Annotated in this window: 22 protein-coding genes; 5 read left to right on the forward strand and 17 right to left on the reverse strand. The window is 64.7% G+C overall.

Features of this window, described 5'->3' with window-relative positions; translation table 11 throughout:
- Positions 1-32 precede the first annotated feature (32 nt).
- The 9 genes from PQU89_RS06260 to PQU89_RS06300 all read right to left on the reverse strand — a co-directional run bounded on the left by PQU89_RS06260 (position 33) and on the right by PQU89_RS06300 (position 8,690).
- A complete protein-coding gene (locus PQU89_RS06260) occupies positions 33-1,526 on the reverse strand; it encodes a DEAD/DEAH box helicase (RefSeq protein ID WP_272765099.1) in 1,494 nt (497 codons plus the stop codon).
- Between the two features lie 108 nt (positions 1,527-1,634).
- A complete protein-coding gene (locus tag PQU89_RS06265) occupies positions 1,635-2,549 on the reverse strand; it encodes a CobD/CbiB family protein (RefSeq protein WP_047966820.1) in 915 nt (304 codons plus the stop codon).
- 63 nt (positions 2,550-2,612) lie between these two features.
- Positions 2,613-3,077: a flagellar export chaperone FlgN gene (gene flgN / locus PQU89_RS06270; RefSeq protein ID WP_272765100.1), complete on the reverse strand. Its 465-nt coding sequence runs from the start codon at positions 3,075-3,077 to the stop codon at positions 2,613-2,615.
- 15 nt (positions 3,078-3,092) lie between these two features.
- Positions 3,093-3,377, reverse strand: coding sequence for a flagellar biosynthesis anti-sigma factor FlgM (flgM, locus tag PQU89_RS06275; protein ID WP_272765101.1), 285 nt, complete (start codon positions 3,375-3,377; stop codon positions 3,093-3,095).
- Between the two features lie 75 nt (positions 3,378-3,452).
- A complete protein-coding gene (gene flgA / locus PQU89_RS06280) occupies positions 3,453-4,130 on the reverse strand; it encodes a flagellar basal body P-ring formation chaperone FlgA (protein WP_272765102.1) in 678 nt (225 codons plus the stop codon).
- 141 nt (positions 4,131-4,271) lie between these two features.
- A complete protein-coding gene (gene thrC, locus PQU89_RS06285; RefSeq protein ID WP_272765778.1) occupies positions 4,272-5,678 on the reverse strand; it encodes a threonine synthase in 1,407 nt (468 codons plus the stop codon).
- 5 nt (positions 5,679-5,683) lie between these two features.
- Positions 5,684-6,028, reverse strand: coding sequence for a hypothetical protein (locus tag PQU89_RS06290; RefSeq protein WP_272765103.1), 345 nt, complete (start codon positions 6,026-6,028; stop codon positions 5,684-5,686).
- Entirely contained in the window at positions 6,021-7,331 is a 1,311-nt protein-coding gene (locus tag PQU89_RS06295; RefSeq protein ID WP_272765104.1) for a homoserine dehydrogenase, read from the reverse strand. Before PQU89_RS06295 ends, PQU89_RS06290 begins: the two co-directional genes overlap by 8 nt.
- A gap of 129 nt (positions 7,332-7,460) precedes the next feature.
- Positions 7,461-8,690: a pyridoxal phosphate-dependent aminotransferase gene (locus PQU89_RS06300; protein WP_272765105.1), complete on the reverse strand. Its 1,230-nt coding sequence runs from the start codon at positions 8,688-8,690 to the stop codon at positions 7,461-7,463.
- A 139-nt stretch (positions 8,691-8,829) separates the two neighbouring features.
- Between PQU89_RS06300 and PQU89_RS06305 the strand changes: the two genes are divergently transcribed.
- A complete protein-coding gene (locus PQU89_RS06305) occupies positions 8,830-9,198 on the forward strand; it encodes an Mth938-like domain-containing protein (RefSeq protein WP_272765106.1) in 369 nt (122 codons plus the stop codon).
- Positions 9,198-9,539 carry a GlpM family protein gene (locus PQU89_RS06310; protein WP_272765107.1) on the forward strand — a complete coding sequence of 114 codons (342 nt, stop codon included), beginning with the start codon at positions 9,198-9,200 and terminating at the stop codon, positions 9,537-9,539. Before PQU89_RS06305 ends, PQU89_RS06310 begins: the two co-directional genes overlap by 1 nt.
- A gap of 49 nt (positions 9,540-9,588) precedes the next feature.
- On the opposite strand, the gene PQU89_RS06315 is transcribed toward PQU89_RS06310, so the two are convergent.
- The 8 genes from PQU89_RS06315 to queA all read right to left on the reverse strand — a co-directional run bounded on the left by PQU89_RS06315 (position 9,589) and on the right by queA (position 15,186).
- Positions 9,589-9,942: a carboxymuconolactone decarboxylase family protein gene (locus PQU89_RS06315; protein WP_272756840.1), complete on the reverse strand. Its 354-nt coding sequence runs from the start codon at positions 9,940-9,942 to the stop codon at positions 9,589-9,591.
- A 136-nt stretch (positions 9,943-10,078) separates the two neighbouring features.
- Positions 10,079-11,605 (reverse strand): ubiquinone biosynthesis regulatory protein kinase UbiB, encoded by a 1,527-nt coding sequence (ubiB, locus tag PQU89_RS06320; protein ID WP_272765108.1) that lies wholly within the window; start codon positions 11,603-11,605, stop codon positions 10,079-10,081.
- An 11-nt stretch (positions 11,606-11,616) separates the two neighbouring features.
- Positions 11,617-12,201 carry a ubiquinone biosynthesis accessory factor UbiJ gene (locus PQU89_RS06325; protein ID WP_272765109.1) on the reverse strand — a complete coding sequence of 195 codons (585 nt, stop codon included), beginning with the start codon at positions 12,199-12,201 and terminating at the stop codon, positions 11,617-11,619.
- The gene (locus PQU89_RS06330) at positions 12,201-12,527 is read right to left on the reverse strand and encodes a DMT family transporter (RefSeq protein WP_272765110.1); all 327 of its coding nucleotides are present in this window, start codon (positions 12,525-12,527) and stop codon (positions 12,201-12,203) included. Before PQU89_RS06330 ends, PQU89_RS06325 begins: the two co-directional genes overlap by 1 nt.
- Positions 12,524-13,048, reverse strand: coding sequence for a M15 family metallopeptidase (locus PQU89_RS06335; protein ID WP_272765111.1), 525 nt, complete (start codon positions 13,046-13,048; stop codon positions 12,524-12,526). The genes PQU89_RS06330 and PQU89_RS06335 overlap by 4 nt, the downstream gene beginning before the upstream one ends.
- Positions 13,048-13,782: a bifunctional demethylmenaquinone methyltransferase/2-methoxy-6-polyprenyl-1,4-benzoquinol methylase UbiE gene (gene ubiE / locus PQU89_RS06340; protein WP_047966832.1), complete on the reverse strand. Its 735-nt coding sequence runs from the start codon at positions 13,780-13,782 to the stop codon at positions 13,048-13,050. Before ubiE ends, PQU89_RS06335 begins: the two co-directional genes overlap by 1 nt.
- 2 nt (positions 13,783-13,784) lie before the next feature.
- Complete coding sequence (locus PQU89_RS06345; RefSeq protein ID WP_272765112.1) at positions 13,785-14,156, reverse strand: gamma-butyrobetaine hydroxylase family protein; 372 nt, start codon at positions 14,154-14,156, stop codon at positions 13,785-13,787.
- A 4-nt stretch (positions 14,157-14,160) separates the two neighbouring features.
- A complete protein-coding gene (queA, locus tag PQU89_RS06350) occupies positions 14,161-15,186 on the reverse strand; it encodes a tRNA preQ1(34) S-adenosylmethionine ribosyltransferase-isomerase QueA (RefSeq protein WP_272756835.1) in 1,026 nt (341 codons plus the stop codon).
- Between the two features lie 278 nt (positions 15,187-15,464).
- Here queA and aroQ point away from each other — a divergent pair, with 278 nt between their 5' ends.
- From aroQ to accC, 3 genes are all read left to right on the forward strand, one after another.
- On the forward strand, positions 15,465-15,914 hold the full coding sequence (aroQ, locus tag PQU89_RS06355; protein ID WP_047966835.1) for a type II 3-dehydroquinate dehydratase: 450 nt from the start codon (positions 15,465-15,467) through the stop codon (positions 15,912-15,914).
- Between the two features lie 28 nt (positions 15,915-15,942).
- Entirely contained in the window at positions 15,943-16,401 is a 459-nt protein-coding gene (gene accB / locus PQU89_RS06360) for an acetyl-CoA carboxylase biotin carboxyl carrier protein (protein WP_272765113.1), read from the forward strand.
- A 151-nt stretch (positions 16,402-16,552) separates the two neighbouring features.
- Positions 16,553-17,908, forward strand: coding sequence for an acetyl-CoA carboxylase biotin carboxylase subunit (gene accC, locus PQU89_RS06365; protein ID WP_120810555.1), 1,356 nt, complete (start codon positions 16,553-16,555; stop codon positions 17,906-17,908).
- Positions 17,909-17,911: the final 3 nt, after the last annotated feature.

The raw sequence follows: 17,911 nt of genomic DNA on the forward strand, positions 1-17,911 counted from the left end.
AGCTTGCGCGGGTGGGGGCGGAACCGCGGGGCTTAGCGCTCCTGGTTCACCTTGTAACGCGGCGGCAGCAACAGCGCCGGCACTTCACGCTGCCGTTGCGGCAGGATGCGACCGCCGATCTCGCCGACGCGCGCCACCTTCAGGCCTTCCTGCGGATCACGCTGTTCGCGGCTACGGGTGCCAGCATCGCGCAGGTCACGCGGCGCGCGCGGCGCACGTTCGCTGCGTTCCGGACGCTCGCTGCGTTCCGGACGCTCACTGCGCTCCGGCCGTTCGCTGCGTTCTGCCCGCTCGGCGCGCGGTTCGCGTGCTGGGCGCGCATCGCTGCGCTCGCGGCCGGCGTTGCGGCTACCGAAGCCGCTGTCGGCGGCGGACGACGCATCGCGGCGCTCGAAACCGTTGACGGTCTGCGGCGGCAGCGTCTGCCGGGTCAGTTTCTCGATGGCCTCGTGCTGCTTGACCTCGTCCGGCGACATCAGCGAAATCGCCACCCCGGAAGCGCCGGCACGGCCGGTACGACCGATACGGTGCACGTAGTCTTCCGGCGAGTTCGGCATTTCGTAGTTGACCACGAACGGCAGCTCGGAGATGTCGAGACCGCGCGCCGCCACGTCGGTGGCCACCAGCACCTTCACCTCGCCGCTCTTGAAGCTGTTGAGCGTTTCCAGGCGTGCGCTCTGCGCCTTGTCGCCGTGGATCGCCTCGGCGGCGTGGCCGTCGCGCTTCAGGTCGCGCGACAGCTGGTCGGCGGAAATCTTGGTCTTGCAGAACACGATCACCTGGCTCATCTCGCGTTCGCGGATCAGGTGCGACAGCAGCGCGCGCTTGCGGCCGCTGTCGACGGCATACACCAGCTGCTCGACCTGGGCGTTGGTGGAGTTCTGGCGCGCCACCTCCACCGTTTGTGGATCGTGCATGAAGTCTGCGGCCAACCTTTTGATTTCCGGCGCGAAGGTGGCGGAGAACAGCAGGGTCTGGCGCTGCTTGGGCAGCAGCGACATGATCTTGCGGATGTCCTGGATAAAGCCCATGTCCAGCATGCGGTCGGCCTCGTCCAGCACCAGCACGTCGACCTTGTTCAGCTGGATGGTTTTCTGCTGGATGTGGTCGAGCAGGCGGCCCGGGGTGGCGATCACGATCTCGACGCCGCGGCGCAGGTCCGCCGTCTGCGGATCCATGTTCACGCCACCGTAGACGGTGGTGCAGCGCAACGGCAGGTGTTTGGTATAGGCCTTGGCGTTGACGCCGATCTGGTCGGCCAGCTCGCGCGTCGGCGACAGGATCAGCGCCCGTACCGGGTGCATCGCCGGCGACACGCTGGGATTGGCAAATTTTTTCAGACGCTCCAGGATCGGCAGCAGGAATGCCGCCGTCTTGCCGGTACCCGTCTGCGCCGCGGCCAACAGGTCCCGTCCGGACAATACCAGCGGAATCGCCTTGGCCTGGATCGGGGTGGCTTCGCTGTACCCCAGTTCATCTACGGCCCGCAAAATTTCGGGCGATAGACCCAGTTCGGCAAAAGACATGTCGGGAACTCCATCAGGGCTGGCGCCACTACTGCGCCCCGGCCCCGTTCAATAATCAATTAAAAAGCGAAGCGCCGCCAACACTGGCGGCGCAGCAACAGGCTGGGTTCAGCCGAAGAATGAGATCACGCTGATCAGCAACACCACGAACAACCACAGCAGCACGGTACGCCATACCAGGCCGACGGCGCTCTTCAGGTAGTTGGGGTCGGCATCGTCGCCGACACCCAGTTCCGGGCGGTATTTCACGGTGTAGTCCTGACGCAGCGGATCGCCGAGCTTGACGCCCAGTGCGCCGGCCGCTGAGGCCAGCAGGATGCCGGTCGCGTAGTTGCCCCAGGTCTTGGCCTGCGAGCGCCAGCAGTACACCGCGTCCTCGAAGTCGCCCATCACCGCAAAGCTGGCCGCGGTCAGACGCACTGGAATCCAGTCCAGCCATTCGCCGGCACGGCGCGAGAAACGGCCGAACAGATCGTCGTCGCGGGCGCCCCACTTCTGCGCCAGCATCTGCGTAGCACGGTACAGCACGGCACCGGCCGGACCGGGCAGCAGCACGAACCAGAACATGGTGCCGAACACGTGGCGGTAGCTGTCCAGCACGCCCTGCTCAATGGCCAGCCGTGAGACTTCCTCGATCGACAGCTCGGAGGTCGGCTGGTTGGTCCAGCGCGCCAGCTCCTTGCGTGCGTCAAAATCCCGCCCCTCGCCCAGTGCCAGCGCGATTTCGGAAAACGAACCCGAGAAATGGCGGAAGCCCATGGTCAGGTACAGCACCAGGATGTTCCACAGCAGGGCAAACAGCGGGCTGGCCTGGTACAGCGCGTAGTACACCGCCATCACCACCGCCACGACCGGCAGCACCGCCACCACCCAAGCCAGTACGCCGTGCCGGTTGTAGCCGGCATTCAGCGTGCGTTCCAGATGGTTGGCGTAACGGGTAAACACGCGCCATACCCGGTTGCGGTTACCCAAGGGGCGCAATTGTTCCAGAGCCAGTGCAACGATAAGGGAGATCAGGGTCATGAATTAACGCAGACGCAAGAGATGAACTCGCGAGGGAAGATAACACAAAAACAACAATCGCTGTCAGGCAGAACCCAGACGGCGCGACGCGGCCAGCGTGGCGGCGAAGTTGCCGTCGCGGCCGTAACCGTCGATGGCCTTGGCTTCCTCGCGCAGCGCGGTCAGCGCCTCGGTGGCAAAGGTCATCCGTTCTGCCGCCATTGCAGCATTGCTGTCGTTCAGCGCCTGCACCTTGGCCAGTTCGTGCTCCAGCGCCATCCAAGCTTGCTGCAGCGCCGGCTCGGCGGCGGACAGCCACGAGAGGAAGGCGGTCTTGCCGTCTAGCTGGTGCGCGGCCAGCAGTGCCAGGCGCTGCGCCTTGCTGTCCTGCAGCAGCTGCAGTTGCTGCTGCTTGCTGACGGCGCAGGCATCCAGTTTCAGCGCGTCAAAACGCACGATCGCGCGCTGCTCTTCTTCCAGCAGCGACAATAGCGCAAGCAGTGCCGCCGTTTCCTGCTGGCACTGCTGTAGGAACAGTTCGCTTGGCATCACGCGTTTCCGCTATCAGCCTGCCAGCAACTCGCGCGTACTGGCGATCAGGCTGTCGGCAATGGCTTCCGGATTGATCTTGAATTCGCCGGCGGCAATGGCAGCCTTGATGGCGGCAACCTTGTCCGCATCGAACGCCTCGGCCGCCTGCGCCGCCTTGGCGAGGCCCTGCGAGCTGATGGCGACGCTTTCACTGCGCGCCGTGGTGCCCGACGCCGTGGTGGCCACGTCTTCCTTCTTGGCAGCACGCACCGGCGCGCCGTAGGCCGCCGCTACCTTGCCCGAATTGTCGATTTTCATATGTCACCCGCCCGACAAAAAGTTTTGTAATCTGAAGTCATTATCGCCTGAAAATGCAAAAACTTGACTATTTTTTCAGGGCGCCGCGATCAGCACGCTCAGATCTTCCTGCACCACGCCCGAGATCACCTTGCCGGACGGTACCCGCACATTCAGTCGTTCGCCGACGGCGGCGTTGCCCAGTGCCACCGCGTCGCTGCCGATGGCAAAGCCGCTGCCCTGCACCAGCACCCGCACCGGCTGATTGGTCTTGATCACCAGCGGCAGGCGTAGCTGGCTTTCGCGCAGCAGGCTGCCGGCCGGCAGGGTGCTGCGCAGCGCCTTGCCCACGATCAGCGCCGGATCGCGTACCGCCTGCAGCGCCAGTGCGCGGTTGCTGACCGGCATCAGCTTGATGTCACCCGTCTGCAGCACCTCGCCGGCGCGCAACTGCCGGGTGGTGACATAGCCGACACTGAGTTGGCTGGCAGTCACCGGCAGCAGGATGCGCCAGCCCTGCGCGGCGCAGGCCAGCTCCAACGCCGTGAACGGCGGCTTCTGGCCGCCGGGCCAGCCGGCCGTCGGCGGCTGCGCACAAGCCGGCAGCCGCAAGCGCGGATCGGCCTTGCCAACCTGGTAGCGGAAGCCGTCACTGCCGGCCTCCGCCTCGGCAAACGCCGTTGCCACCTGCTCCAGCTGGCGCAGATCCTGCACTCCGGCGGCGCTGGCAAACAGGCTGAGCAGCAACAGGCCGTACAACAATGGATTTCGCATCATCCGTCCATTGTACCCGCGCCACCCAAGCATGCAAAAACGATTGCCGGCTGCCAGCGCCGCAAAGAGCAGCGACGCGCACCGGACAAGAAAAAGCCCCCGCCAGACGGCGGGGGCGGCAAGCTTCGGGCGCCACTGGACTCAGGCCAGCGCCTGCTCGATATAGGCCTTCACCGCCGCAGCGTCGGCATCGAATACCGTCACCCGTTGCGGCAGGTCTTCCAGACCGTCGAAGCCGTCCGGACGCGGCGCCTCGCGATTCAGCGCCTCGCGGATGGTGTCGGCGAACTTGGCCGGCAGCGCCGTTTCCAGGCAGACGATGGTCTCCCCCGGCAGGCGCACTTCGCGCGCCACCTTGATGCCGTCGGCGGTGTGCGTATCCACCACCACGCCGTCCTCGGCATCGACCGCGCGGATGGTCGCCAGCCGGTCGGCGTGCGTGCTCTTGCCGGAGACGAAGCCGAACTGCTCGCGTACCGCCCCAAGGTTGGCCGCAAGGTCGAAGCCGTTGCCGCTGTCGACCTCTGCCCACAGCGCCTTGACCTTGTCGCCGTCACGGCCGACCAGATCGAAGATGAAGCGCTCGAAGTTGGACGCCTTGGAGATGTCCATCGACGGACTGGAGGTGACCCAGGTGTTGGCGGTGCCGCGCGGCGCGTACTTGCCGCTGCCGAAGAACTCGTCCAGCACGTCGTTTTCGTTGGTGGCCACGATCAGGCGCTGTACCGGCAGCCCCATCTGGCGCGCGATGTGACCGGCGCAGACGTTGCCGAAGTTGCCGGACGGCACGCAGAAGCTGACCTGTTCGTCGTTGCTGCCGGTGGCGTTGAAGTAGCCCTTGAAGTAGTACACCACCTGCGCCACGATGCGTGCCCAGTTGATGGAGTTGACGGTGCCGACCTTGTACCTGGCCTTGAAGGCGTGATCGTTCTGTACCGCCTTCACGATGTCCTGGCAGTCGTCGAACATGCCGTGGATGGCGATGTTGTGGATGTTGGCGTCCTGCAGGCTGTACATCTGCGCGCGCTGGAACGGGCTCATCAGGCCGTCCGGGCTGAGCATGAACACGTTGATGTTCTGCTTGCCGCGCATCGCGTACTCGGCGGCGGAGCCGGTGTCGCCGGAGGTGGCGCCGAGGATGTTGAGCTGCTCGCCCTTCTTCGCCAGCACGTACTCGAACAGGTTGCCGAGGAACTGCATCGCCATGTCCTTGAACGCCAGCGTCGGGCCGTTGGACAGCTCTAGGATCACCAGTCCGTCGTGCAGACGCTTCACCGGGGTGATCACTTCGCTGCCGTACACCTCGGCGGTGTAGGTGCGGTCGAGGATGTCCTTGAGGTCGGCGGCCGGAATGTCGGTGGCGAACAGGCTGATGATCTCGAAGGCGAGCTCGGCGTAGGACAGGCCGCGCCAGGCATCCAGCTGCGCACGCGTGATCTGCGGATAGCTTTCCGGCAGCGCCAGGCCGCCGTCCGGGGCCAGCCCCATCAGGATGGTGTCGGAGAATTCAAGCGGCGCCATGCCGCCACGGGTGCTGATGTATCGCATGTTATTCATTTAACCAGTTGATCCAGACATTGCAGTCCGACATTGAGCAGGCGCCGTTTCCACACCGGGTCCTGCGCCACGCCCTTGCCCTTGCTGACTGCATCCAGCAATTCGTCGTCGCTGAGGCCGCTGACGATGCGCTCGCCGGCGCAACCGCAGTAGGCGCTGGCCGCCTCCGGGCTGCTGAGCAGGCTTTTCAGCAGCGGCTCCTGCCCGGCCTTGGCCAGACAGGCGGTGGTCAGCAGCTGTATCACCGGCTGGCGCGGGATCGCGCCAGCGCTGCCACTGGCGCCATTACCGGCGCAAGCCAGCGCCGGCAGCAACAACAGCAGCCAGCCACACTTAGCCATTCAGCTCTTCCATGCGCAGGCGCACCACCTTGCCGGCGACGCTATCCAGCGCCTCGATGGCGGCGATCGCCTTGTTGGCGGACTTCTCCACCACGCGATGGGTCAGGATCACGATCTCGGCGGAACCGTCGGTGGCGGAGCCCTTCTGGATCAGCGCTTCGATCGAGATGTTGTTCTCCGCCAGCAGGCGGGTGATGTCGGCCATCACCCCGGCGCGGTCGGCGGCCTGGATGCGCAGGTAGTAGCTGCTGACCACTTCACCCATCGGCAGGATAGGCAGGTTCTGCAGCTGGTCCGGCTGGAACGCCAGATGCGGCACGCGGTGTTCCGGATCGGAGGTCAGCAGGCGCGCGACATCGACAATGTCGGCCACCACCGCCGACGCGGTCGGCAACGCACCGGCACCCGGGCCGTTGAACAGCGCCTGGCCGATGGCATCGCCACGCACCAGCACCGCGTTCATCACGCCGTTGACGTTGGCGATCAGCTGGTCTTCCGGGATCAGCGTCGGGTGCACGCGCAGCTCGACACCGGCGGCGGTGCGGCGGGTCAGGCCCAGCAGCTTGACGCGATAACCCAGTTCTTCCGCGTACTGGATGTCCTTGCCTTCCAGCTGGCTGATGCCTTCCAGATAACAGTTGTCGAAGTTCATCGGGATGCCGAACGCGATCGCCGCCATGATGGTCAGCTTGTGACCGGCGTCGTGGCCTTCCACGTCGAAGGTCGGATCGGCTTCGGCATAGCCCAGCGCCTGCGCCTCTTTCAGCACGTCGCCGAAGTCGGCGCCTTTTTCGCGCATTTCCGACAGGATGAAGTTGGACGTGCCGTTGATGATGCCGGCCAGCCACTCGATGCGGTTGGCGGACAGGCCTTCACGCAGCGCCTTGATGATCGGGATGCCGCCGGCGACCGCGGCCTCGAACGCCACCATCACACCTTTTTCCTGGGCGCGAGCGAAGATCTCGTTGCCGTGCATCGCCAGCAGCTTCTTGTTGGCGGTGACCACGTGCTTGCCGTTGTCGATGGCCTTGAGCACCAGCTCCTTGGCGATGGTGTCGCCGCCGATCAGCTCGACCACGATGTCGACTTCCGGATGGTTGACCACCTGGAAGGCGTCGTCGACCAGCGGCACGCCGTCGCCGACGACTTCGCGCGCGCGCGCCATATCGCGGTTGGCCGCCATGAACAGGCGGATCTCGCGTCCGGCCCGGCGGCTGATCTCTTCCGCGTTGCGCTTCAATACGGTGGCGGTACCGCCACCGACTGTCCCCACTCCCATCAGACCAATGTTGATCGGTTTCATGCTGAACTCCAAAGTGTTATTGATTTGTCCCTGGCGCAAGGCGTCCAGTGCGGCCAACCGTGGCGGGCCGTACTCGGCGTCCTGCCGCGTGCAAAAAAGGGGAGCCCGCGGCTCCCCTTTGCATCACGATCAGGCGGTACCGTGTTGTTTGCGGTAGTTTTCCAGAAAACGCGCGATACGGCCAATGGCCTCGGTCAGGTCGTCGCTGTTAGGCAGGAATACCACGCGGAAGTGATCGGGGGCAACCCAGTTGAAGCCGCTGCCCTGCACCAGCAACACCCGCTCCTGCTGCAGCAGCTCCAGAATGAACTGCTGGTCGTCCTCGATCGGATAGATGGCGGGGTCCAGGCGCGGGAACAGGTACAGCGCACCCTGCGGCTTCACGCAAGTTACGCCGGGAATGGCGGTCAGCATCTCCCAGGCCAGATCGCGCTGCCGCGCCAGGCGGCCGCCCGGAGCCACCAGGTCGTCGATGCTCTGGTAGCCGCCCAGCGCGGTCTGGATCGCGTACTGTGCCGGCACGTTGGCGCACAGCCGCATCGAGGCCAGCATGTTGAGGCCTTCGATGTAGTCCTTGGCGTGGCGCTTTTCGCCGGCGAGGATCATCCAGCCGGCACGGTAACCGCAGGCGCGGTAGTTCTTCGACAGGCCGTTGAAGGTGCACACCAGCAAGTCCGGCGCCAGCGAGGCAATCGAGGTGTGCGTGGCGCCGTCGTACAGCACCTTGTCGTAGATTTCATCGGCATAGAGGATGAGGCCGAATTCGCGCGCCACCTCGACCAGCTGCTGCAGAATGTGGTCCGGGTACAGCGCGCCGGTCGGGTTGTTGGGGTTGATCACCACCAGCGCCTTGGTGCGCGGCGTGATCTTGGCGCGAATGTCGGCGATCGACGGCATCCAGCCCTCGGCCTCGTCGCACAGGTAGTGCACCGGGCGGCCGCCGGCGAGGCTCACCGCCGCGGTCCACAGCGGATAGTCCGGCGCAGGCACCAGCACCTCGTCGCCGTTGTCGAGCAGCGCCTGCATCGCCATCACGATCAGTTCGGACACGCCGTTGCCGATGTAGATGTCTTCCATGCCGACGCCGGGAATATGCTTCTGCTGCGCGTAGTGCATGATCGCCTTACGCGCGGCGAACAGGCCCTTGGAATCACAATAGCCGGACGCATTCTGCAAATTGGCGATCACGTCTTCGATGATCTCGTCCGGGGCGAAAAAGCCGAATGGCGCCGGATTGCCGATATTGAGCTTGATGATGCGATGACCTTCTTCTTCCATGCGCTTGGCGTGCTCAAGCACCGGGCCGCGAATGTCATAGCAGACGTTGGCAAGTTTTTGTGATTTCTGGATAGGCTGCATGGGAGCTGTTACCACTGGCTGGGGGTCGGTTCACGATATGTCGCAAGCGCAATGCAGGGCATGCACCGCTTGCGGGCAAGGTATAATCCTATCCCAATACGTGGTGCACTGCACCAGCTTCTCACGCCAGGATGACATCATGAAACTTCACGAAGCCAACACCGCCGGATCCAACCTGTTCACCGCCTCCGGCGCCGGCCATGTCGAGATCAACAAGGTGCGCCACGAGGGCAGCCTGATCGTCACCGCCGACAGCATCACGCCGTGGCGCCCGGCTCGTTTCGAGGATTTCTGCGACGCCGATTTTGCCGCGGTGCTGGCCAAGCAGCCGGAACTGGTGCTGCTGGGCACCGGCAGCAAGCTGCGTTTTCCGCACCCCAAGCTGTACGCGACGCTGACCAATGCCGGCATCGGCGTCGAGGTGATGGACACTGCCGCGCTGTGCCGCACCTATAACATCCTGCTGGCCGAGGGCCGCGGCGTGGTCGCCGCGCTGCTGCAGGACTGATGCTGGCGCTGTTCGCCAAGTGCAGCCTCGGCGCACTGGCGGTCCTGCTGATCGCGCTGCTGTCGCAGTCGCGCGCCTTCTACATTGCCGGGCTGGTGCCGCTGTTTCCCACCTTTGCGCTGATCGCGCACTACATCGTCGGCAGCGAGCGCGACGCGCAGGCCTTGCAGCGCACCGCGCTGTTCGGGCTGTGGTCGCTGCTGCCCTACGCGCTGTACCTGCTGGTGGTGTACTGGCTCAGCACCCGCACCGCGCTGGTGCCGACGCTGCTGCTGGCCACACTCGTCTGGCTGCTGGCCGCCGCACTGCTGCTGTGGGGCTGGACGCGGCTGATGGCCTGAGGCCGGCAAGGTTGGCCGCAAGCCCCCCCCACCAGCCCCCTCACCGCTCTTAGCCGGCGCGCTCGCCGCCGAAGCTCTCGTAGGCCAGCAGCGCCTCCGCTGCCGTCATCAGCGACGGCCCGCCGCCCATATACACCGCCACCTGCAACATCTCCATGAATTGCGCGCGCGTGCAGCCCAACTCCACCAGCGCCTTGCCGTGAAAGGCGAGGCAGCCCTGGCAGCGACCGGCGATGCCGATCGCCAATGCGATCAACTCCTTGGTCTTGTTGTCCAGCGCGCCATCGCTGTGCGCGCTTTTGCTCATCTGGCCGAAACCGCGCATGGTGTCCGGCATTTCCTTGCGGAATTCGGCCAGCTTGGCCGATAGCGCGGCGGTCAGTTCCTGATAGTTGTGGCTCATGCTCTTCCCCTGACGATTAAACGATTTACGTTATATATTTTTATATATTTAAATCACAAGGTCAAGCCTGCGGCCAACGTTGGCCGCAAAAAAGCCGCCCGCAGGCGGCTTCTAGATGGAGCGGGATGGGTGCGCGCTACAGCCAGTCGCGCAGCAGCAGTGCACCAAGCAGCAGCGCGATCAGCTTCAGCAGGAAATTCTGCGTTTTCTGCTCGCGCATCAGCTGGATGTAGCCCTGCACCACCAGCTCCGTGCTCTTGCCGGACAGTGCCTCGTTCAGCTTGCGCGGAATCGCCGGCAGCGTGGTCGCCCACTCCGGCGCCTCGTGCTTCAGCGTGCGCAGCAGGCCGCGCCAGCCGATCTGCTCGTTCATCCACTTGGTGAGGAAGGGCTTGGCGGTATCCCACAGGTCGAGATCGGGATCGAGCTGGCGGCCGAGGCCCTCGATGTTGAGCAGCGTCTTCTGCAGCAGCACCAGCTGCGGCTGGATCTCGACATTGAAGCGACGGCTGGTCTCGAACAGGCGCAGCAATACCAGGCCGAAGGAGATCTGCGACAGCGGCTTGTCGAAGATCGGCTCGCACACCGTGCGCACCGCCGCTTCCAGCTCCTCGGCGCGGGTGTCTTTCGGCACCCAGCCGGATTCGATGTGCGCGGTGGCGACGCGGTGGTAGTCGCGGTTGAAGAAGGCGAGGAAATTGACCGCCAGGTAGTGCTTGTCGGACTCGGTGAGGCTGCCGACGATACCGAAATCGAGCGCGATGTAGCGGCCGTCGGCGGCGACGAAGATATTGCCCGGGTGCATGTCGGCGTGGAAGAAGCCATGGCGGAACACCTGGGTGAAGAAGATCTCGACGCCGAAGCGGCTGAGTTTTTTCAGGTCGACGCCGGCCTCGCGCAGGCGTTCGATCTGCCCCACCGGAATGCCGTCCATCCACTCCAGCGTCAGCACCTCGCGCGCCGAGTAGTCGTAGAACACCTCCGGCACCAGCAGCATGTCGGAGCCGGTGAAATTGCGCCGCAACTGGCTGGCGTTGCCGGCCTCGTGCATCAGGTCCAGTTCGTCGTGCAGGTGGCGGTCGAATTCGGCCACCACTTCCAGCGGCTTCAGCCGCTTGCCGTCCGGCAGGAAGCGCTCCACCAGCCGCGCCAGCAGCCGCATCAGCGCCAGGTCCTGCTCGATCACCGGCAGGATGCCCGGACGCAGCACCTTCACCGCCACCGCCCGCCCCGGCTTGCCGTCGGTACCGTGCAGCCGCGCGCGGTGCACCTGCGCCACCGAGGCGCTGGCCACCGGCACGTCGTCGAACTCGGCGTACAGTTCCGCCACCGGCCGCCCCAGATTGCGCTCGATCACCTGGTGCGAGATGGCACCGTCGAAGGCCTGCACGTTGTCCTGCAGGTGCGCCAGCGCGTCGGCGTACGCCTCCGGCAGCAGGTCGCGGCGGGTGGACAGCACCTGGCCGAACTTGACGAAGATCGGCCCCAGCGCCTCCAGCGCCAGCCGCACCCGCTGCGGCAACGGTGCCGACAGGTCGCGCGGCAGCGGCGTCAGCTGGCACAGGCGGTGGATGAAGCCGACGCGCGCGCGGCCGGCAAGGAATTCGTCGAGACCGAAACGGTAAAAGGTGGCAGCGATTTTGCTAAAACGGGCAATGCGCATGATGGGGGAGGTCAGTTCCGGTTGCTGGCTTGCGCCAGGGCTTCGAGATGGGCGAGGCGTTTTTCCAGGCGCGCGGTGTCGTCGCGCAGGGTATCCACCGCGCGCACGAACTGCTCGACGCTGCTTCTGCGCGCCAGCAGCGGGCTTTCCTCGCGCAGGTGTTCCAGCCAGTTGTCCAGCAGGCGACTGCCGATCTCGCCCTTGATACCGAACAGGCCGCGGGCAAAGCCCTGCAGCCGCTGCGCGGCGATGTCGCCGACCACGCGCGACAGGTCTTCGGTGGCGTCCCACTTCAGCTGGCGCACGATGCGGCCAACGTTGGCCGCAAGCTCGGTATCGCCTTCCAGCAACACGTCGGCCAGGTCCGGCGCGCGGCCGGACAGCTGCGCCAGCGCCACGCCGTGCTTCAGGCGCAGCGTGGCTTCGGCCCCGCCCTCGCACACCGCCAGCCAGCCCTCCTCGGTGACCACGCCGTGCACGTCCAGCGGCGGCAGCACGATGCCGATACGGCGCCCGGCAAACTGCGCGAGCTCGGCGCGCTGCGCCGGATGCTGGTTCAGCAGATGATTGAAAGCCGCCACGCGGATACGCATCATTAATGTCCTTTGCCCGACAAACTCAACAAGATGGTGCCGATCATGATCGCCAGCAGCCCGGCGATACGCAGCGGCGACAGGCTCTCGCCGAACAGCAGCACACCCACCGTCGCCACCACCGCGATGCCGACCCCGCACCAGATGGCGTACACCACGCCGAGATCGAGCCTGAGCAGCACCTGCGACAGCAGCCAGAACGAGGCGATGTAGCCGAGCACCACCAGCAGCGACGGCAGCGGCCTGGTAAAACCGGCGGCCAGCTTCAGCGAACTGGTGGCGATTACCTCGGTGACGATCGCCAGCCCCAGCATCAGCCACGGGTTCATGCCGTCTCCTGCCGGTAGCACCAGTGCCACGGTTCGTACAGGTAGCCGCAGGCGTTGCCGCGCGGAAAGCTCATCACGAAGCCGAAGCGCCCGGCGTTGGCCTGCAGCCAGGCGAAGGCCGGCGTCTGCTCGAACACTTCTTCCAGCACCGGCGAGTCCGGGGTGCCGATATCGACGGCACGGCCGGTGTGGTGCTCGCTGAAACCAGGCGCAGCGCTGACCTGCAGGATCGCGTCCAGGCTCTGACCACGCGCCAGCTTGGCGGCGACGATCTCATGCTGGCGCGCGATGCTGCGATAGGCCGACACCAGCTGCAGCGTCACCCCGTCCGCGGCGGCGGCGTCACGCATCGCCTGCCACGCGCCGGCGGCGGCCGGCGTCAGCTCGAACTCGCGGCCGGCCGCGTTGCGCTCCGCCACCACCAGCATCGTCGCCTCGGCGAACGGCGTCAGGCCGCGTGCGGCCAACGTTTGCACGTCGATGCCGAGCGTGGCGTTGAGCGCGGCCAGCGGGTCCGTCATCAGAACTTGACGCCCTTGTGCAGCGCGACCACGCCGCCGGTCATGTTGTGGTAGTCGACGCGGCCGAAACCGGCGTCCAGCATCATCTGCTTCAGCGTTTCCTGGTCCGGGTGCATGCGGATCGATTCGGCCAGGTACTGGTAGCTGTCGGCGTCACCGGCCACCAGCTTGCCCATCACCGGCAGCGCCTTGAAGGAGTAGAAATCGTAGAACGGCGACAGCGGCTTCCACACCTTGGAGAATTCCAGCACGAACAGCTTGCCGCCCGGCTTCAGCACGCGGCACATTTCCTTCAGCGCCGCGTCCTTGTGCGTCATGTTGCGCAGGCCGAAGGCCACCGACACCGCGTTGAAGTAGTTGTCGGGGAACGGCAGCTTCTCGGCGTCGGCCAGCGACACCGGCAGGATCATGCCCTCGTCCAGCAGCCGGTCGCGGCCAACGGTCAGCATCGAGCTGTTGATGTCGGTGAGCCACACTTCGCCGCTCTTGCCGACGCGCTTGGCCCAGCCGCGCGCGAGGTCGCCGGTACCGCCGGCGATGTCCAGCACCTTGTCACCGGCGCGCACGCCGGAGGTGGTCAGCGTGAAGTGCTTCCACACCCGGTGCAGGCCACCAGACATCAGGTCGTTCATCACGTCGTACTTCTGTGCCACCGAGTGGAACACCTCGGCGACCTTGTCCGCCTTTTCGCTCTCGTCGACGGTCTTGAAACCAAAGTGCGTCTGCTTGTCCATGTTTACTCCCTGAGCGCGCCGGCAGCGGCGAGCCGATTCAGATAATCCTGCCAGTACTGGTCGTGCTTGACGCCCAGCTCATATAAGTAGGCCCAGCTAAACAGCCCGCTGTCGTGGCCGTCATCAAAGGTGATCTTCAACGCATAGTGGCCGACCGGCTCCAACGCCTTGATGCCGACGTGCATCTTGCCGGTCTGCAGCGTTTCGTTGCCGACGCCGTGACCGCGCACTTCCGCCGACGGCGAATAGACGCGCAGGTACTCGGCCGGCAGCTGGAAGCTGGCGCCGTCGTCGAAGCTGATCTCCAGCTTTTTCGACACGCTGTGCAGCTTGATCTCCACCGGGCGGGCGCTGTCCGGGCTCAGTCCGCTCATGGCATCACTCCTTGCGGGTTAGCAGCATGGCATCGCCATAGCTGAAGAAACGGTATTCCTGCGCCACGGCGTGGGCATAGGCAGCACGCATTTCCTCGTAACCGGCAAACGCCGACACCAGCATCAGCAGCGTGGATTTGGGCAGGTGGAAATTGGTCAGCAGCTTGTCCACCACGTTGAAGCGGTAGCCGGGGGTGATGAAGATGTCGGTCTCGCCGCGGCCGGCGCGCAACACGCCGTCCGGCCGTGCCGCCGACTCCAGCGCGCGCATGCTGGTGGTGCCCACCGCCAGCACCTTGCGGCCAACCTTGTGCGCGGCGTCGATGGCATCCACCGTCGCCTGCGGTATGTCGTAGATCTCGCTGTGCATCTTGTGCTCGGCGATGTTGTCCACCCGCACCGGCTGGAAGGTGCCGGCGCCGACGTGCAGCGTCACACTGCACAGGATCACGCCCTTGTCGCGCAGCGTCTGCAGCATGGCGTCGGTGAAGTGCAGGCCGGCGGTCGGCGCCGCCACCGCGCCCTTCTCCCGCGCATACACCGTCTGGTAGCGCTCGTCGTCGTCGCCGTCGGTATCGCGCTCGATATAAGGTGGCAGCGGCAGCTTGCCGGAGGCATCGAGGATGTCGAACACGTTGGCCGCATCCAGGAAGCGCAGCTTGAACAGCTCGCCGGCGCGCTCGACCATCTCCGCCTGCCAGCGGCCGGCAAACACCAGCCGCGTACCCGGCTTCGGCGACTTGCTGGCGCGCACGTGCGCCAGCACCTCGTGCTCGTTCAGCACCCGCTCCACCAGCGCCTCGATCTTGCCGCCGCTGGCCTTCTCGCCAAACAGTCGCGCCTTGATCACGCGGGTATCGTTGAAGACCAGCACGTCGCCGGCGTCGAGGGCGTCGGCCATGGCGGCAAAGTGATCATCCTGCAACACCCGTCCGTCGACGCGCAGCAGACGGCTGCCGCCGCGTTCGGCCGGCGGATGCTGGGCAATCAGGTGTTCGGGCAGGTGGTAATCGAAATCGGAAACAAGCATGACAGGCATCTTCAAGGAAACCGGCGGATTATACCTTTCGAGCGCGTTTGCCGCACAGCGTTCCGCCGGCGGCATCACTTGCCCCAGATCAAGTCATCGCCGGCGACAAGGCGGCAAGCTGCCGTGTCGCGGGAACCGACACTGGGGTTTTTACTCCAAACCACCACAATTTTCCGCCACCGCAAAAAGCAAACGCGCGTTTGAAATACTGCAAATACTGGACATCGTGCTGACAATTGCGGCAAACTCGCGCCCATATCAAAACCGAGACTGCTACCTTGACCCGAAAAATCCTTGTGCTGCACGGCCCCAATCTGAATCTCCTCGGACTGCGCGAGCCACAGCATTATGGCCGGGACACACTGGACGACATCAACCGTCGTCTGCAGGAACAGGCCGCTGCGGCCGGTATTGAACTGGATTCGCTGCAAAGCAACGCCGAGTCCGTACTGATCGACCGCATCCACGCCTGTCTCGGTGACGGCACCGATCTGGTCATCATCAATCCGGCTGCATTCACCCATACCAGCGTCGCCCTGCGCGATGCCCTGGCCGGTGTCAAGGTACCGTTCATCGAAGTTCATCTGTCGAACGTCCACGCCCGCGAAGCCTTCCGCCACCATTCCTATTTCTCGGATCTGGCGATCGGCGTCATTTGCGGTCTGGGCGCACACGGCTACGAGCTGGCCCTGGCCCACGCGATCAAGCGTCTGGCACAGCCGGCATAAACACCCGAATACCTAAAGAAGGAAAACCATGGACCTGCGCAAACTGAAAAAGCTGATTGATCTGGTCGAAGAGTCCGGCATTGCCGAACTGGAAGTGACCGAAGGCGAAGAAAAAGTCCGCATTACCCGCGTTTCCCCGAACAGCACCGTGCACTACGCACAGCCGATGACCATGCAGGTGCCGCAGCACGTCGCGCCAGCCGCAGCACCGACTGCCGCCGAAGCACCGGCCGTGGTATCGGTGGCCAACAACCCCGGCACCGTCAAATCGCCGATGGTGGGTACCTTCTACCGTCGCCCTAGCCCGCAATCGACCCCGTTCGTTGAGGTTGGCCAGCAGGTCAATGTCGGCGACACGCTGTGCATCATCGAAGCGATGAAGCTGATGAACGAGATCGAGGCCGAGCGCGCCGGCGTGGTGAAAGCCATCCTGATCGAAGAAGGCCAGCCGGTCGAATTCGGCGAGCCGATGTTCATCATCGAATAAGCAGTCTGCCGCACGACATGCTGAACACAGGGCACGCCAGTCTGGTCAGTGCCCTTGTTGTTTGACGCACCGTTTACGGAAAAAACCCCAGCCTGCGCACGGCGCCCGGTCCAGATCGCACACCGGCGCGCGCCCTGCAGTGGAGAAATACATGTTTGAAAAGATCCTGATTGCAAACCGCGGCGAAATCGCCCTGCGCATCCAGCGTGCCTGCCGCGAAATGGGCATCAAGACCGTGGTGGTGCACTCCGAGGCCGACCGCGAAGCCAAATACGTGAAGCTGGCCGACGAATCGGTCTGCATCGGCCCAGCCTCCTCGACCCTCAGCTACCTGAACGTACCGGCGCTGATCGCCGCTGCCGAAGTCACCGACGCGCAAGCGATCCACCCCGGCTACGGCTTCCTGTCGGAAAACGCCGACTTTGCCGAACGCGTCGAGCAGTCCGGCTTCGTGTTCATCGGCCCGCGCTCGGAAACCATCCGTCTGATGGGCGACAAGGTCTCCGCCAAGCAGGCGATGATCGAAGCCGGCGTGCCGACCGTACCCGGCGTCGCCGGTGCCCTGCCGGATGATCCGGCCGAAATCACCAAGATCGCCCGCAAGATCGGCTTCCCGGTGATCATCAAGGCCTCCGGCGGCGGTGGCGGTCGCGGCATGCGCGTGGTGCACACCGAAGCCGCACTGATCAACTCGGTGAACATGACCCGTACCGAAGCCGGTGCCGCCTTCGGCAACCCGACCGTGTACATGGAAAAGTTCCTGGAGCAGCCGCGCCACATCGAGATCCAGGTGCTGTCCGACCAGCACGGCAACGCCGTGCATCTGGGCGAGCGCGACTGCTCGATGCAGCGCCGCCACCAGAAGATCATCGAAGAAGCGCCGGCACCGGGCATCACCGCCGAGCAGCGCAAGCGCATCGGCGAAGCCTGCGCCGACGCCTGCCGCCGCATCGGCTACCGCGGCGCCGGTACCTTTGAATTCCTGTACGAAAACGGCGAGTTCTACTTCATCGAGATGAACACCCGCGTGCAGGTGGAGCATCCGGTCTCCGAGCTGATCACCGGCATCGACATCGTGCAGGAACAGATCCGCATCGCCGCCGGCCTGCCGTTGCGTTTCAAGCAGAAGGACATCCACTTCCGTGGCCACGCGATGGAATGCCGTATCAACGCCGAAGACCCGTTCACCTTCGTGCCGTCGCCGGGCAAGATCGAGAGCTACCATCCGGCTGGCGGCCCGGGCATCCGCATCGATTCGCACATCTACCAGGGCTATACCGTGCCGTCGCATTACGATTCGATGGTCGGTAAACTGATTGCCTACGGCGACACCCGCGACCAGGCGATGGCGCGCATGCGCGTCGCGCTGTCGGAAATGGCCATCACCGGCATCAAGACCAATATCCCGCTGCACCAGGAGCTGTTCCTCGATGCCGCCTTCCAGAAAGGCAGCACCAGCATTCACTACCTGGAAGAACGTCTGGCGCAGTTGAAGAAAGGCAGTTAATTC

This window comes from Vogesella indigofera (genome assembly GCF_028548395.1).
GTDB lineage: Bacteria > Pseudomonadota > Gammaproteobacteria > Burkholderiales > Chromobacteriaceae > Vogesella > Vogesella indigofera_A.

What these genes read in the sequence shown, in the direction of transcription:
- PQU89_RS06260 (WP_272765099.1), bottom strand. Translation starts at nt 1,526, where the DNA reads ATGTCTTTTGCCGAACTGGGTCTATCGCCCGAAATTTTGCGGGCCGTA.
- PQU89_RS06265 (WP_047966820.1), bottom strand. Translation starts at nt 2,549, where the DNA reads ATGACCCTGATCTCCCTTATCGTTGCACTGGCTCTGGAACAATTGCGC.
- flgN (WP_272765100.1), bottom strand. Translation starts at nt 3,077, where the DNA reads ATGCCAAGCGAACTGTTCCTACAGCAGTGCCAGCAGGAAACGGCGGCA.
- flgM (WP_272765101.1), bottom strand. Translation starts at nt 3,377, where the DNA reads ATGAAAATCGACAATTCGGGCAAGGTAGCGGCGGCCTACGGCGCGCCG.
- flgA (WP_272765102.1), bottom strand. Translation starts at nt 4,130, where the DNA reads ATGCGAAATCCATTGTTGTACGGCCTGTTGCTGCTCAGCCTGTTTGCC.
- thrC (WP_272765778.1), bottom strand. Translation starts at nt 5,678, where the DNA reads ATGCGATACATCAGCACCCGTGGCGGCATGGCGCCGCTTGAATTCTCC.
- PQU89_RS06290 (WP_272765103.1), bottom strand. Translation starts at nt 6,028, where the DNA reads ATGGCTAAGTGTGGCTGGCTGCTGTTGTTGCTGCCGGCGCTGGCTTGC.
- PQU89_RS06295 (WP_272765104.1), bottom strand. Translation starts at nt 7,331, where the DNA reads ATGAAACCGATCAACATTGGTCTGATGGGAGTGGGGACAGTCGGTGGC.
- PQU89_RS06300 (WP_272765105.1), bottom strand. Translation starts at nt 8,690, where the DNA reads ATGCAGCCTATCCAGAAATCACAAAAACTTGCCAACGTCTGCTATGAC.
- PQU89_RS06305 (WP_272765106.1), top strand. Translation starts at nt 8,830, where the DNA reads ATGAAACTTCACGAAGCCAACACCGCCGGATCCAACCTGTTCACCGCC.
- PQU89_RS06310 (WP_272765107.1), top strand. Translation starts at nt 9,198, where the DNA reads ATGCTGGCGCTGTTCGCCAAGTGCAGCCTCGGCGCACTGGCGGTCCTG.
- PQU89_RS06315 (WP_272756840.1), bottom strand. Translation starts at nt 9,942, where the DNA reads ATGAGCCACAACTATCAGGAACTGACCGCCGCGCTATCGGCCAAGCTG.
- ubiB (WP_272765108.1), bottom strand. Translation starts at nt 11,605, where the DNA reads ATGCGCATTGCCCGTTTTAGCAAAATCGCTGCCACCTTTTACCGTTTC.
- PQU89_RS06325 (WP_272765109.1), bottom strand. Translation starts at nt 12,201, where the DNA reads ATGATGCGTATCCGCGTGGCGGCTTTCAATCATCTGCTGAACCAGCAT.
- PQU89_RS06330 (WP_272765110.1), bottom strand. Translation starts at nt 12,527, where the DNA reads ATGAACCCGTGGCTGATGCTGGGGCTGGCGATCGTCACCGAGGTAATC.
- PQU89_RS06335 (WP_272765111.1), bottom strand. Translation starts at nt 13,048, where the DNA reads ATGACGGACCCGCTGGCCGCGCTCAACGCCACGCTCGGCATCGACGTG.
- ubiE (WP_047966832.1), bottom strand. Translation starts at nt 13,782, where the DNA reads ATGGACAAGCAGACGCACTTTGGTTTCAAGACCGTCGACGAGAGCGAA.
- PQU89_RS06345 (WP_272765112.1), bottom strand. Translation starts at nt 14,156, where the DNA reads ATGAGCGGACTGAGCCCGGACAGCGCCCGCCCGGTGGAGATCAAGCTG.
- queA (WP_272756835.1), bottom strand. Translation starts at nt 15,186, where the DNA reads ATGCTTGTTTCCGATTTCGATTACCACCTGCCCGAACACCTGATTGCC.
- accB (WP_272765113.1), top strand. Translation starts at nt 15,943, where the DNA reads ATGGACCTGCGCAAACTGAAAAAGCTGATTGATCTGGTCGAAGAGTCC.
- accC (WP_120810555.1), top strand. Translation starts at nt 16,553, where the DNA reads ATGTTTGAAAAGATCCTGATTGCAAACCGCGGCGAAATCGCCCTGCGC.